The organism is Pseudomonas sp. LBUM1660 (assembly GCF_059695935.1).
On the sequence record NZ_CP166795.1, the window covers coordinates 6,198,172 to 6,212,779 of the forward strand.

At 52.3% G+C, this 14,608-nt stretch carries 13 protein-coding genes; 2 read left to right on the plus strand and 11 right to left on the minus strand.

Translation table 11 applies throughout. The features are described from left to right. Positions 1-75 precede the first annotated feature (75 nt). The gene (locus ACA068_RS28845) at positions 76-459 is read left to right on the plus strand and encodes a DUF6124 family protein (protein ID WP_497306429.1); all 384 of its coding nucleotides are present in this window, start codon (positions 76-78) and stop codon (positions 457-459) included. 47 nt (positions 460-506) lie between these two features. On the opposite strand, the gene ACA068_RS28850 is transcribed toward ACA068_RS28845, so the two are convergent. From ACA068_RS28850 to ACA068_RS28885, 8 genes are all read right to left on the minus strand, one after another. After that, positions 507-1,097 (minus strand): hypothetical protein, encoded by a 591-nt coding sequence (locus ACA068_RS28850; RefSeq protein ID WP_497306430.1) that lies wholly within the window; start codon positions 1,095-1,097, stop codon positions 507-509. 186 nt (positions 1,098-1,283) lie between these two features. Further along, positions 1,284-1,499, minus strand: coding sequence for a hypothetical protein (locus ACA068_RS28855; RefSeq protein ID WP_497306431.1), 216 nt, complete (start codon positions 1,497-1,499; stop codon positions 1,284-1,286). 117 nt (positions 1,500-1,616) lie between these two features. Beyond that, complete coding sequence (locus tag ACA068_RS28860) at positions 1,617-2,483, minus strand: tetratricopeptide repeat protein (RefSeq protein WP_497306433.1); 867 nt, start codon at positions 2,481-2,483, stop codon at positions 1,617-1,619. Continuing rightward, positions 2,470-3,336 (minus strand): tetratricopeptide repeat protein, encoded by an 867-nt coding sequence (locus ACA068_RS28865; RefSeq protein ID WP_497310680.1) that lies wholly within the window; start codon positions 3,334-3,336, stop codon positions 2,470-2,472. Before ACA068_RS28865 ends, ACA068_RS28860 begins: the two co-directional genes overlap by 14 nt. Beyond that, on the minus strand, positions 3,323-4,189 hold the full coding sequence (locus tag ACA068_RS28870) for a tetratricopeptide repeat protein (protein ID WP_497306434.1): 867 nt from the start codon (positions 4,187-4,189) through the stop codon (positions 3,323-3,325). Before ACA068_RS28870 ends, ACA068_RS28865 begins: the two co-directional genes overlap by 14 nt. Continuing rightward, positions 4,176-5,048, minus strand: a complete 873-nt coding sequence (locus ACA068_RS28875; RefSeq protein ID WP_497306435.1) for a tetratricopeptide repeat protein — start codon at positions 5,046-5,048, stop codon at positions 4,176-4,178. The genes ACA068_RS28870 and ACA068_RS28875 overlap by 14 nt, the downstream gene beginning before the upstream one ends. Then, positions 5,029-7,215 (minus strand): phospholipase D-like domain-containing protein, encoded by a 2,187-nt coding sequence (locus ACA068_RS28880; protein WP_497306436.1) that lies wholly within the window; start codon positions 7,213-7,215, stop codon positions 5,029-5,031. Before ACA068_RS28880 ends, ACA068_RS28875 begins: the two co-directional genes overlap by 20 nt. 14 nt (positions 7,216-7,229) lie before the next feature. Then, the gene (locus tag ACA068_RS28885) at positions 7,230-9,590 is read right to left on the minus strand and encodes a type VI secretion system Vgr family protein (protein ID WP_497306438.1); all 2,361 of its coding nucleotides are present in this window, start codon (positions 9,588-9,590) and stop codon (positions 7,230-7,232) included. Positions 9,591-10,046: 456 nt separating this feature from the next. Here ACA068_RS28885 and ACA068_RS28890 point away from each other — a divergent pair, with 456 nt between their 5' ends. Continuing rightward, positions 10,047-10,433 (plus strand): DUF6124 family protein, encoded by a 387-nt coding sequence (locus ACA068_RS28890; protein WP_497306439.1) that lies wholly within the window; start codon positions 10,047-10,049, stop codon positions 10,431-10,433. A gap of 53 nt (positions 10,434-10,486) precedes the next feature. On the opposite strand, the gene ACA068_RS28895 is transcribed toward ACA068_RS28890, so the two are convergent. The 3 genes from ACA068_RS28895 to ACA068_RS28905 are packed head-to-tail and all read right to left on the minus strand — an operon-like array spanning position 10,487 to position 14,594. Further along, a complete protein-coding gene (locus tag ACA068_RS28895) occupies positions 10,487-11,386 on the minus strand; it encodes a hypothetical protein (RefSeq protein WP_497306441.1) in 900 nt (299 codons plus the stop codon). Beyond that, entirely contained in the window at positions 11,368-12,378 is a 1,011-nt protein-coding gene (locus ACA068_RS28900) for a DUF2515 family protein (protein ID WP_497306443.1), read from the minus strand. The genes ACA068_RS28895 and ACA068_RS28900 overlap by 19 nt, the downstream gene beginning before the upstream one ends. Next, positions 12,375-14,594: a type VI secretion system Vgr family protein gene (locus ACA068_RS28905; RefSeq protein ID WP_497306445.1), complete on the minus strand. Its 2,220-nt coding sequence runs from the start codon at positions 14,592-14,594 to the stop codon at positions 12,375-12,377. The genes ACA068_RS28900 and ACA068_RS28905 overlap by 4 nt, the downstream gene beginning before the upstream one ends. Positions 14,595-14,608 lie beyond the last annotated feature (14 nt).

Here is a 14,608-nt window from a genome sequence, read left to right on the forward strand (position 1 = left end):
CACCTATACACAGCTGCCACCTCATTCGAAGCGCAAGCGAAACGGTGATTAGCTCCTAATATCGGTACTACTCATATGATCAAGCCAACACCCAATCCACCAGAAAACGAAGCCACCTCCCCCTACGAATCCCTCGATTCGAAGAAACTCCACGAAGCCGCCGAACGCGCCCTCGACCACCATTTCGCCCCACCACCCGGCGACAAACCCAAGCCTCGCAAAGGCAACCTCTTCGCCGTCTCCCCCGACATCGACACCGAAGCCCTCCTGGTCAACGCCTCGGAAGACCTGCTGTCCATCAGCGCCATCGCCGCCAACCTGGCCGACGACGTGGACGGTGCACGACGCTCCTTAGCCTTGGCGCTCAGCAGATTGGCGGATGGGGTCCGGTTGTTGGTGGAGCGAGCGCTGGATCACATTGATTCGCCGGATCCGGCGGAGCATCGGGCGAAGGTGTAGTAGGAAATGAGGGGATGGGTTTATTCATAAAACCCATCCCCTTTTATCTAATTCGCCAACTTCAAAAGCCGATGCATCAAGGCCTGGGTGGGATTCCAATCACTCATTATCTGTAGAAGCCCCTTATTTCGACTTTTTTCGTAATCGTCCGCGCCCTCCGGAACGATCAGCTCATCCCACACTAAGTAGACCTTCGCAACAATGCCCGTTTGCACGTAATACGCGGGCGAATCTCCTCGCCTATCCGTTTCAAAATAGACAGGAACCGGGTTATTTGAGAACACCACTGCCATGTTTGCGTGCTTCACAGGTGAGTCTGGGCCAGCAAGAATCCTGACTTGAATGAGCGAAATCCGAGGAAACAGCGTCATCCAAGGATCACCGACTTGGCCAAGATCAACGATGCCTGGGAGGATTAGAGCGCGCAGCGTGAAGTCACCCAACTCCCATTCGTCTCCACCTGCATGCAGAGAAACAACGGGCTCCTGATCAGAAAAATCGGTGATCTCCTGGCTGACCAGAGCAGTGTCATTCTCGACACGGTTTTCTACGACAACGCTCGGGGTACCGCTATCGCGACCGGCATCACCGCATGCGCCGAGCAGAAGAAACGTAAGTAACCAGAAAAGCCTCATCATCAATACGATTCCTGACCATCAACTTCAATTTTTGGAGGTTGCCAGCTCTCTTCAATATCTTCTCCCGCCGCATGCGCTAGCTTTCCGAAACAAGGGGGACAAGTAATAAATCTGTCCACTTTTTGGTCCCTTTTAAATAACAAACGGGGGATGGGTTTAGCATAAAAAACCCATCCCTTCCCCGCGCTATGGACGACTGTCTTTCGGGCAGAAAACAGCGACTACTCCGCTTATGAGACTCAAGACAAACAACACCCATGCCACGGTGAAGGCAACATCAAGGCCGCTGGATATGCTTCCGCTGCCGGTCGCTCCGGCAGCGATCCCCCCGAGCCCCAGCACTGCACTGAATATCGAAAGGGCTAACAACACAGCCGCCAAAATCCCCAAGGTTTTACGCATTACAGTGCTCCTTCATTCGTCGAGTCCTTCATGGACATGCTTGAGTCGAAAACTGTGCACCGCGAGTTTTAGCGGGATGCTTTTCTCTGACGCAGAGTCTCTCATTTCGTCGCAGGATTAGTAGTCGTCATTACGTCCCGTGGGCTTCCAGTTGATGTCTTTATCGGCGTGATAACCCTGAACAGGGTGTGGAGGAAGTGGGTAGCCCTTTGCCAAGTTAGGCAACCGCAGATCAGGATCGCGGTAGAAGTGACTCGATATATCATCATAGACTTTCGCCAATTTGGCATTCTTCGGATAACCGTTCAGCCCCTCTTGGAAAACATCTCTAACTTCCATAGCTCCTTTATCCTCCCCGAAGGCAGCAGCGAGCTGATAATAGTGCATAGCTACCGGGTAATTTTTATCTATCCCCTGATAGTACGTGCCCAATTTGTAATTAGCGTCGGCATAACCTTGCTTAGCGGCACACTTTATATAATCCAGGCCGACGGCATCTCTGTTCTTATCATATACATATATGTATCCGATTCTAGTTTGCGCCTGCGGGCTTCCTAGATCAGCCGCCTTGATTAGGAAGAGCATGGCATTCTTATCGGACTGCACAATGCCAACGCCTCGTTGGGTCATCACACTCATATCGTAATAACCCAAGGGTACCTGTAACTTCACCATATCCATATATAGACCGATAGCTTTATTTGTATCCTTGGCAACCCCATCGCCGCGCAGATAAAGTTCGGCGAAATTGTGCATAGCCTTCCAGTGATTTTTTTCTGCCGCTAGCTGATAAAGCCGTGTGACTTCCGTCCAGTTTTCGGGGCGCTCTTTACTCATAGAGCGTCCCTGTTGAAACCACTGTTCCGCCTGTTGATTCAAAGGAGGAGCAGTATCTTGTTCATGGACACACTTGAATTCGTCAGCCACAACAAGTCCACTGGCACTTAAAAAGCCCACAGCTAGCAATGCTTTAATAATCGTCATTACGCCCAGCCGGTTTCCAGTTGATATCTTTATCGCCGTGATAGCCCTGAACTGGATTTGGAGGTAATGGGTGGCTTTTCGCTAGGCTTGGAAAACGAAGTTCCGGATTATTCGACAGCTGGTTTGATATTTCATAATAAGCATCTTCAAGTTTCTTATTTTTCTGATAAGAAAACAGTCCACCCCGAAACACACTTTCGATTTGCATAGCACCTTTCCGCTCACCTAAGGCAGCAGCCTTTTGATAATAATGCAATGCAACAGGATAATTTCTATCAACTATTTTGTAGTATGCGGCCAATTCGTAATTTGCCTTCGCATCATCTTGATTCGCCGCACAGCGCAAATAAGACACCCCTAGTCGATATTTCTTCAGGTCGTAAATATAAATATTTCCCAGCCTGGTCTGTGCTAGCGGGCTCCCCAAATCCCCAGCCTTAAGCAAAAACATCATGGCGTCTTTTTCGGACTGCACTAATCCGAAACCACGCTGGGTCATCACACCCATATTGTAATAACCCAACGGTACCTTTAACTTCACCATTTCCATGTATAGGTCGATAGCTTTATTTGTATCCTTGACAACCCCGTCACCGCGCAAATAAAGCTCGGCGAGATTGTGCATGGCCTTCCAATGATTTTTCTCTACCGCTTGCTGATAGAGCCGGGCGACTTCTGCCCAGTTTACAGGGCGCTCTTTACTCATAGAGCGTCCCTGTTGAAACCACTGCTCCGCCTGTGGACTCAAAGTCGGAGCAGTATCTTGTTCATGGACGCACTTGAATTCGTCGGCTACAACAAGCCCACTGAAACTTAAAAAGCCCGCAATCAGCAGCGCATTAATAATCGTCATCACGCCCAGTAGGTTTCCAATTGATATCTTTATCGCCGTGGTAGCCCTGAACAGGATGTGGCGGCAGCGGATAATCTTTCGATAAATCAGGAAAGCGAAGATCTGGATTCTTGTATAGCTGGCTAGAGATATTGCTATATGCTTTCGCCATTTTCTCATTTTTTTCGTAGCCGAAATTGCCTTCCTCAAAAGTACTATCAATAACTAACGCAGCTTTGCGCACGCCTAACGCTACCGCACGCTGATAATAGTGCATGGCAACAGGGTAATTAGCATCAATATTGCTATTATATGAAGCTATCTTGTACGTCGCATCTGAATAATCTTGCTCATCTGCGCACTTAAGGTACCTAAGCCCCAAAGCGTCTTTGTTTTTATCGTATATATAGATATACCCAATCCGTGTTTGCGCATGCGGGCTTCCAAGATCTGCTGCTTTTATCAAAAAAAGCATAGCGTCTTTATCGGACTGCACCACTCCGACACCACGCCGAGTCATCACACTCATATCGTAATAACCCAAGGGCACCTGCAACTTCACCATCTCCATATAAAGGTCAATAGCTTTATTTGTATCCTTGACAACCCCGTCGCCAAGCAAATAAAGCTCGGCAAGATTGTGCATAGCCTTCCAGTGATTTTTTTCTGCCGCTTGTTGATAGAACCGAGCGACTTCCGTCCAATTTGCAGGGCGCTCTTTACTGATAGACCGTCCTTCTTGAAACCACTGCTCCGCCTGTTGATTCAAAGACGGAGCAGTATCCTGTTCATGGACACACTTGAATTCGTCAGCCACAACAAGCCCACTGGCACTTACTAAGCCCGCAGCTAGCAATGCTTTAATAATCGTCATTACGCCCAGCCGGTTTCCAGTTGATATCTTTATCGCCGTGATAGCCCTGAACAGGGTGTGGCGGCAGTGGATAATCTTTGGCGAGATTTGGAAACAACAGTTCGGGGTTACTATAAAGCTTGCTAGACACTGCACTGTAATTGCTAGCTAGCCCTTCATCTTTCTTATATCCGAACTTTCCAAAATTAAAAGTATTTTCAATTGCCAAGAACCCTTTCGCATATCCTAATGCAGCCGCACGCTGGTAGAAGTGCATGGCAACTGGATAGTTCCTATCAGTGACTTCGTAATACTCAGCCAGCTCATAGTTAGCCTTCGCGTCATCTTGATGAGCTGCACAGCGCAAATAAGTTGCGCCCAAACTAACTTTTTTCAGCTTATATATGTATGTATTTCCCAACACAGTCTGAGCCAATGGACTTCCCATGTCGCCCGCTTTCAGCAGAAATAACATGGCATCTTTATCAGACTGCACGACGCCTACACCTCGCTGGGTCATCACACTCATGTCGTAATAGCCCAACGGGACATTTAGGCTTACCATTTTCATATAAAGATCGATAGCCTTATTAGTATCCTTACTAACACCATCCCCCCTAAGATACAACTCAGCCAAATTATGCATTGCTTTCCAATGGTCCTTATCAACCGATCGTTGATATAAACTGGCTACTTCCGGCCAGTCGGGCAGCCGCTCTTTACTTATAGCTCTAGCTTGTTTAAACCATTGGTCCGCCTGCTGATCCAGAGGTGGCGCGGTATCTTTCTCATGAACACATTTAAACTCATCAGCCATGGCAACAGCCCCAAATAGATAAAAAAATACAACCGGCAAATAGTTAATCAACAGCTTTCGCATAAGGCGTCACCACATCCCAAAATCTGACTAAATTTCCATCTAACGGAAGATTACTTTGTTGATTTTTCCAGTTCCTATCAATAACTGACTCCCAGTTATTGTAGTCTTTCATAATATTCTGTTGTGACGAGGGGGTATTTGTTACTACCGGCACCCCCGAATGCATCGCCCACAACCGTTCTCTCCAAGTCCGCGTCGTTTTCGGACTAGGCATAGCAATGTTCAATTCAGAGTCGGTCTGCAAGCTGCGTAAATTTATATTCGCCGAACCCAAGGTGAAAAACAGATCATCAACCAACAGCAATTTGCTGTGCACATAAATTGACTTGTACTGCGCCGTGCCCTGTTCAGGGCCTAGGTGCTCTTCGATGGCCTTATCCGTTTGCCGCTCTGTGCTGGTTTTTCCGGCCACCGGAGCGCCACTGTCCTTGCAGCTGACCAGGGTGGCAACGATGATTTTGAGCCCCTTTGGCGGGATCAGTTCAGGTTCCAGTTCGCGAGCCGCCGCCTGGTTGTAGTGCTTGTTGGGGTCCGTTTCGATCAAGTCGTCGGCGCGGCTGGAGTCGATGTTCTCCTTGGCCATTTGCGCTTTCACGGCGGCCAGTTGCTGATCGCGCTGAGGCGAGCTGGGTTGGGCCGTCAACTCACGTTCGCGAAGCGCGAGTTGACGCTGGTCGTATTTGAGATCGCGGTGAGCCAAGGGCATCAGCTCTCCCTGCCCGAGGGTATCCAGCGTCTCGTGAGTGGTGCTTGAGAAGTGACCGCTTTCCGGGTTGTTGGTCACCACAAACAGGTACAGGTCTTGAAGCTTGCCTGCGGCGGTGTAGTCGGCCGCGGTTTTTTTCAGGCGTTCGGCCAAAGGTTTGTAGCGGAAATACTGGTTCTCGATGTAGGCGTACTGGTGCACGTTGCCCAGTGCCTTTTCATACACTTCGAGAATGGTGGTTTCCGGTCCTTCTTCTGGCTGGGTTCTGCAGATTTGCGCAGGTTCACCGCCATTGCAGATGAGGCTCAATGGCTTGACCACTTTTCGCTGGTCGATCAAGGAGCCGCTGAAGGCACGTTTTATCCAATTGGTGCCCTTGTCCCAGGCATTGCAAAAGTTGTGGTTGAGGTCGAACAGCACCGGGCCACGCACATGCAGGGAGAGGTCTTGCCAGGGGCCGAAGCCTTGGTCGCGCTTGCCGTTCTGGTCGTCGAAGGCATGCTCGGTGGTGTCCCAATAGTTGCGCTGCAGGTTGTGCCCCATAACGAAGCCTTCGGCCGTTTGCGGGTCCATGTAGTCGATCACCAGGGTTTTCTGGTGATGGCTGGGAAACAGGCCGAGTGCGAGCATCTGGATAAAAGGCACATCCGGGGACTCGTTTTTCATCAAGCGCCACAGAATGGCAAGACGCCCGTAATGGACCCGCAAGCCGTTTTCGTCGTCGTAGGTCAGTTCGCCCGCCCAGTTGAAGTCCCGCGTGCGAAATTCGATATTGCGTGCCTCACTGCTGTGCACCCAACGGTGCCAGTCACGCGTTTTGATCTGCTCGTTCGGATCTTGCACTGTTCCGCCCGAATCACTGCCCTTGGTGTAGCCACTGTCCAGCGCATCCAGGTCGATCTGGATCTTGATCAACCTGTCACGCGAAGCGCGCCTGCCACTTTCGTCGCTGGGTGAAAGCTTGGCCAGCTTTGCTTGCTCTTCCTGCTGCTTTTGCAGGAGTTTCTGGCGTTTGGCGTCTCGCCCGCTGGTGTCCGCAGGCTGGCCTTGGGTCATACCCGAGCCCATCGACGTTCCGCCAGAACCGTTCCAGCCTTCACCGATGACCGAGTTTTCCCCGAGCTGGGCCAGTCGGTTGTTCCAAATCAGCACTCGCACTTCCACGCCCTGATCAGCCTTTTTCTTGAGCAGCTCGCCCAGGCTGAGGCTATCGGCCGAGCCACGATTGAGGCGCAGGCCCGGGTCAAACCCCCAGCTGATGAGGTCGATGCTGCGCTTGGCCTTCTGTATGCACTCATACACTTTGCCGAACGCTTCTTCGCCACACACCAGCGGGGTAACGATGTTGCCCGCCGGGCGTGGCGGGCTCAGCGGATTGTTTTTGTGCGCGAACCAGTCGGCACTCAGGGTCGCGGTGCTTTCTGCAACCGAAAGCGATAATTTTTGGTCGAGGTAGGTCATTCAAGTAACTCCTTTTACGCCTTCGGCTCGCTTTGATCCGCCCACAGATGGCGAAACACGTCGCTGATGTTCGCAGCTTCCAGCGACGCCGCTCCCTCAGGAAAATCACGGTAGCCTTCGCGCCCCAGCCGTTCAGTACGGTGGCGCGTCTGGTCGGTAGATTCTTCACTCATGTCCATGCTGAAACGATGGCCGTTGATGGTTTCCACGACATAGTTGCGGGTACCCGGAATGTGCTGGAACACCACGTTGCCCTGCTCATCACTGAAGCCTTTGCTGATCGGCGCGCCATCCGCGTAGAGCTGATAGGGCTCATCGGCATAACCGGGCATGTTCGGTAACGGTGCGATGCGCAGGCGCAGTTGTCCGGGTGGTGTTTCCTTCAATGGATTGGCCAACGCCTGATCCATCAAACTCCCCGCCTTATCCTTATCCGCCGCTCCCGGCAGCACCGGTGGCTTGATACCAATCCCGGTGCCGCTGCCCGCCGAACCGCCGGCATTAATCTTCACCACCGGCCCAACAACCGTCACCCCACCCGCATCCAGCTTGATAAAGCTCCCTCCCCCCAAAATGGTGAGTTCGCTGCCAGCCTCGATAACAATCTTCGCCCCAGCCTTCAGATGAATCTCTTTCCCAACACTCGTCAGCTGCGCAGTCCCGAGCTTCACATGCTGGTTCTGCCCAATCGTCAGGTGATCATCCAGCCTCGCTTCAACTTTGCGGTCGGCGATGGTGGTGCGGTGTTCTTCGGCTTTCAGTTCGGTGTAGGTGTTCTTCACCACCGTGTCATGTCGCTCATTGCCGACGCGAATTTTCTGATCGTGCTCAATGTTTTCATCCCAATCCCGCTGGGCATGAATAAATATCTGCTCCGCACCTTTCTTGTCTTCAATCCGCAGTTCATTGAACCCACCGCCCCCCGGGGAGCTGAGGGTTTTGAACACGGTGCGAGTCTTGTTCGCTGGCAACTCGTAGGGAACCTGGTTTTCCTTGTGGTACAGGCACCCCGTCACCAACGGTTGATCGGGGTCGCCTTCGAGGAAGGTGACGAGGACTTCCATGCCGATGCGCGGGATAACGATCGCGCCATAGCGATCCCCGGCCCAACTCGAAGAAACGCGCATCCAGCAGCTGGTTTTGTCGTCGGCCTGGCCTTCGCGGTCCCAGTGGAATTGCACTTTGATGCGGCCGTATTGGTCGCAGTGAATCTCTTCGCCTTTGGGCCCGGTGACCATGGCGGTCTGGCTGCCGAGGACGCGCGGCTTCGGATGTTCCAGCGCAGGACGGTAGAACACGGTCCATGGGGTGGCGAGGAAGCGGTTGCGGTAGCCCTGGTGGAAGTCATCTTTGTTGTCGGTGGTGTCGCTGGTCACGGACTCTTCGAGGACTTGCGGTTGTTTGCCTTCGTGGACGATTTCGGTGAGCAGCCAGAGGTCGTTCCACTCGGTGCGCGGGTGGTCGGACATTTCCAGGAAGTGGCCGCTGATCAGTTTGGTCTGGTCGCCGTGGCCTTCGGCTTGCTGGTAGTCGGCGCGGTGGCGCTCGAGGGCGCGTTGGCTGAGGAATTTGCCGCGCGCGCGGTCGAGGAAGCGGCCGGGGTAGTCGTAATCTTCCAGATCCGGTTCGGTGCTTTCGCCGTCAGGCTTGTAGGCGGCTTCGAGTTGCAGGCGTGGTTTTTCGAAGTCGTAGTCGCGGCGGGTGACGCGGCCGGTGCGGGTTTCCAGGCGCAGTTTGAAGCCTTTGATGACGGGCTCGTCGGCGACCATGCCGCTGCCTTGGACGTAGGCGGTGGGCTGGCCGAGTTTTGGAAACACTGTCTGGTCATCGCCGAACACCAGCAGATGGCCTTTCTCGCTGTGCTGGAAGTGGTAGTGAATGCCTTCCTCTTCGCACAGGCGCTGGACGAAGTGCAGGTCGGTTTCGTCGTATTGCACGCAGTAGTCGCGGTCCGGGCAGGGTTGGCTGAGCTGGAAGCGGTAGGCGTTGCCCTTGATGCCGTGTTCGTCGAGGATCAGCGCGATGATTTTCGGCGCGGACATCTGCTGGTAGATGCGCTGGTTGGTGCGGTGATGCAGGTATTGCAGTTGCGGCACCAGGGAGATTTTGTAGCGGGTCAGTCGCTTGCCGGCGTCACCTTGGGCGACGCGGTAGATCTGGCCGTGAATGCCGGAGCCTTGCGGATCGAACGCCAGGAACGCCTGTTTGTGCAGGAGTTTTTCCAGGTCCAGATCGGGGTTTTCGCTGACCAGCTCCAGGTCGAAGCGATACGGCTGGCTGATGCCTTCGGTGCCGGTGAACGACAGCACTTGCAGGTCGCCCACATAGTCTTCGACGGTCAGGCTGAAGTGGGTTTCGTTAGCGGAGTTGAACATTGCTTGCTCCCTGTTCGGTGGTCATCCGTTACGTCGACAGGTCGTCGCTGTCAGACCGATCTATTACATGCCGCAACTATTTAAACGGAATCACGGCCTTTTGATTTTGCCCCTACAGGGATGTCATGTTTATCGGACATTTCCTGCAAGACGTGGGGCTGTTCATGAACTATTCGCCCCTCACTTTCACCGCTAACCTTTACTTGTCATCGCAAAAAACGGTGACACGGACGTGCAAGTCCGGGTAAAAGACGACGCACAACGTCATTGGTCGCTGGTCGAGCAGAGTCCTGCTCGTGGCACCTGTTTTATGGCGGCTGTGCGTGGGAGATCTTTCTTTCGAGAGCGATCTGCCGGGGTCCGTCTGCCCGGTCTTGCACACCTGCGCACAGTTGCCACCATATTCGCGTGCAAGCGAACGGTGGTGGCTCCCAAAATACAGATGGAGATACATACATGTTCAAGGTCACGCCCAACCCGCCAGACAAATCTGGCACCTCTACTGAAGAATTCCTCGACACCGAAAAACTCAATAAAGAAGCTGTTGACCGCGCTTTCGCCCATTACTTCCCCCCGGCCAACGAAAAACCAGCCAAACGTCGTAAAGGCAATCTCTTCACCGTCTCCCCCGATATCGACACTGAAGCTCTGTTGGCCAACGCCTCCGAAGACCTGCTGTCCATAAGCGCTATCGCCGCCGATCTGGCGGACGATGTGGAAGGCACTCGGCGATCCGTAGCCTTGGCGCTGAGCAGGATGGCGGATGGAGTACAACTTTTGGTGGAACGAGCTTTGGACCGTCTGGATGAGTTAGAGATGAAAGTGCAACAAGTTAAAACATAAGAGAAGTAAGGGGATGGATTTACTTTCGAAATAAATCCATCCTCTTATCTCACCTATCTGACTTGCTCCATAATCGGCGCTTTGTAGCTTTCATCTATCTTCACCCCAGCGGCTCGAGCTCGATCTTCTGTTTCCGAACGCCGTTGGAGGAGCTGTTGCAAATGAGCTGGAAATAACTCTTTCCATCTAGGTCGAACTGCCTCCTCGAAGTCCGTCCTCCAGAAATTATCCAGAGACTTGAACTCGATTTTTACAAGGTATACACCTGTCCGGGATGGATCAGTGGCGGAATTTCTTCTTTGTACTTTGACATGGCTAATGTAGTGACCACTGTACAAATACCAATCATAAAACCCATCACCTGCCAGCCAGTCGTCCAAACTCATTTCGTGATCAGGATCAAACAACGGATGGCTTAATGGCGTTCCGCCAAAAACATCATCCTTCCAGTCAAATTTATTTAACTCCGAGCTGGAAATGCGAGGATCGGAAGAAAAATAATATTTCCTCCAACCGCCGGCTTTGAGGTCAGATATCAATTTGTATACAAGCTTCTTATTTTCTTCATGAGAACTATTATCTGGCAATCCTCGGAGAGTCATCACAACCTCTTCAACATCCTGAGTTACATCGCCATCTACGACAACATTAAGACCTATCACTTGTTTTATTTCGAGAGTACTGTCTGGCTGAGTGACGGTTACGTTCATCAACGCTTGATCCTTACCTCCGCGCCTAATTTCATACCAGCACATGTTTACCGCATCCAAGCAATCGGAGGTGAATTCTAATGGGCCTTTCTTCAATAGGGTCTCGACAGGGCTACCCAATTCGACACTCATGTTAACTGCTTCATTTTTCATTTCATTGGCACCTTCATTTTTGGCGCTATCGCATCCAGCGAGACAGAGGAACGGTAAGATCCAATACCACTTCACGGTTTGTTTCTCCATCCAGATATCTCAGTAATCATTCTTTCCATGTATTCTTTTCTATTTATCATGAGCCCATGATATTTATCGGCGATTTGTTGAATAAATTCCATCCGATTCTGAGCGTTATATAAATCACCTTCATACATCTGCTCTCTCAGTTCTGGCTCTTTTACGTCGCAAGCTGTTGAAAATGCAGCTGACCGCAAAGGCACAAGCGGCATCCCTTCTGATTTTTTCTGGACATCAAGAATTGCTTTAAACACTGGATCTTCATATATAAGTGGTTGCAGTATATTTAGCTGCTCATGATTTGCCGTCGCAATGAGCGATTTATACTGAAGATCCTGCCTCTCTTTTCCCGGCGCCTTCCCCTCAACTTTTTTGATAGTTGAAAAGGCATCAGTTACTTCCTGCTTTATTTTAAAATTATCAATGACACCCAAAGACTCCTGAGCCCATGGCAGAATTTTCAAACCTGTTTTTATTATCTCTTCAAACTTTTCACTATTACGACCTCCCGAACAACCTTCAAATTTGTTTGGGTACTTACTATAAAACCAATGCCAGCAAAAAATATCTTGAAACAACCAAAAATTACCTTTACCTAGACCATTCTTCCCAATATCAATCACGGGTTTACCAATAGGCATCGCAGCGGTAGCAATCTTTGTAAAATCTAGACCGCACATGACTTGCTTGCTTGCAAATGCAGCCAATCCCATCCAATAAAACCGCCCCTTAAATTCCTTCTTGCCGCCATCTTCTTCTTCCAAATAGAAAGAAGCATATACACCGGCAATACGGGCAGCACGGGTACTAAAGTCACCGACAAGCATCCATTTTGACTCACCGAACAGGTAGTACTCCTTCCTGTAGGTACTCAACCGTTTTATTGCGTGAAATTGCGCAAGAGACCACAAATGCGCGCACGTCGCCTCGATCTGTCGCGGGGGATCATTTTTGGCCTTGTTAATTTCAACTTTTGCCAAAGGGGTGGGTGCACTACTCATTTTTTTCGACTCCGTTCGTAATCATCTGCCCCATCAGGAACACCAAAGCTGTCCCATACAAGGTGGACGTCGGCAGTTTGTACTGAATCCGCTTTTACCTGAGGGGAGTGGCCATCAGCATCGCTGCGAAACCTCAACGGGGAAGCCGTGTTAGGCAAAATAAATGCGGCAGTAAGCCCCTCAACTGGATCACCAGAACTCGTTACGAATTGAATTTTTTCGTAATAGCTTTTAATCGCCTCATTCTTCAGCACACTGCCCGCCCGATCCTGATCAGCAATCATCGGCAGTCCGGGAACCAGAATCCCAATACCCGTTCCGCTTCCCGCCGCCCCCCCAGCGTTGATCTTCACAACTGGCCCCACCACGGTCACACCGCCAGCATCCAGCTTGATGAAGCTTCCTCCCGCTTTAACCGTAAGTTCCATCCCCGCCTCAATCACCATTTTGTCGCCGGATTTGAGGTGGATCTCTTTCCCCGCATAGGTCAACTGAGCTGTGCCGAGTTTGACGTGTTGATTTTGCCCCACAGACAGGTGGTCGTCGGCTTTCACTTCAACCTTACGATCAGCAATTGTGGTGCGATGCTCTTCAGCCTTGAGCTCGGTGTAGGTGTTCTTGACCACCGTATCGTGGCGTTCGTTACCCACGCGAATCTTCTGGTCATGCTCAATGTTTTCATCCCAATCCCGCTGGGCATGAATGAAGATCTGCTCTGCACCCTTCTTGTCTTCAATCCTCAGTTCATTGAACCCACCGCCCCCCGGTGAGCTGAGGGTTTTGAACACGGTGCGAGTCTTGTTGGCCGGCAATTCGTAGGGAACCTGGTTTTCCTTGTGATACAGGCAACCGGTCACCAGTGGCTGATCGGGGTCGCCCTCGAGGAAGGTGACGAGCACTTCCATCCCAATGCGCGGGATGACGATGGCGCCGTAGCGGTCGCCGGCCCAAGAGCTGGAGACGCGCATCCAGCAGCTGGTTTTGTCATCCGCCAACCCTTCGCGGTCCCAGTGGAATTGCACTTTGATGCGGCCGTACTGATCGCAGTGGATTTCTTCGCCTTTGGGGCCGGTGACCATGGCGGTCTGGCTGCCGAGGACGCGCGGCTTCGGATGTTCCAGCGCAGGACGGTAGAACACGGTCCATGGGGTGGCGAGGAAGCGGTTGCGGTAGCCCTGGTGGAAGTCATCTTTGTTGTCGGTGGTGTCGCTGGTCACGGACTCTTCGAGGACTTGCGGTTGTTTGCCTTCGTGGACGATTTCGGTGAGCAGCCAGAGGTCGTTCCACTCGGTGCGCGGGTGGTCGGACATTTCCAGGAAGTGGCCGCTGATCAGTTTGGTCTGGTCGCCGTGGCCTTCGGCTTGCTGGTAGTCGGCGCGGTGGCGTTCGAGGGCGCGTTGGCTGAGGAATTTGCCGCGCGCGCGGTCGAGGAAGCGGCCTGGGTAGTCGTAATCTTCCAGATCCGGTTCGGTGCTTTCGCCGTCAGGCTTGTAGGCGGCTTCGAGTTGCAGGCGTGGTTTTTCGAAGTCGTAGTCGCGGCGGGTGACTCGGCCGGTGCGGGTTTCCAGGCGCAGTTTGAAGCCTTTGATGACGGGCTCGTCGGCGACCATGCCGCTGCCTTGGACGTAGGCGGTGGGCTGGCCGAGTTTTGGAAACACTGTCTGGTCATCGCCGAACACCAGCAGATGGCCTTTCTCGCTGTGCTGGAAGTGGTAGTGAATGCCTTCCTCTTCGCACAGGCGCTGGACGAAGTGCAGGTCGGTTTCGTCGTATTGCACGCAGTAGTCGCGGTCCGGGCAGGGTTGGCTGAGCTGGAAGCGGTAGGCGTTGCCCTTGATGCCGTGTTCGTCGAGGATCAGCGCGATGATTTTCGGCGCGGACATCTGCTGGTAGATGCGCTGGTTGGTGCGGTGATGCAGGTATTGCAGTTGCGGCACCAGGGAGATTTTGTAGCGGGTCAGTCGCTTGCCGGCGTCACCTTGGGCGACGCGGTAGATCTGGCCGTGAACGCCGGAGCCTTGCGGATCGAACGCCAGGAACGCCTGTTTGTGCAGGAGTTTTTCCAGGTCCAGATCGGGGTTTTCGCTGACCAGTTCGAGGTCGAAGCGATACGGCTGGCTGATGCCTTCGGTGCCGGTGAACGACAGCACTTGCAGGTCGCCCACGTAGTCTTCGACGGTCAGGCTGAAATGCGTTTCGTTAGACGGGTTGAACATTGCTTGCTCCCTGT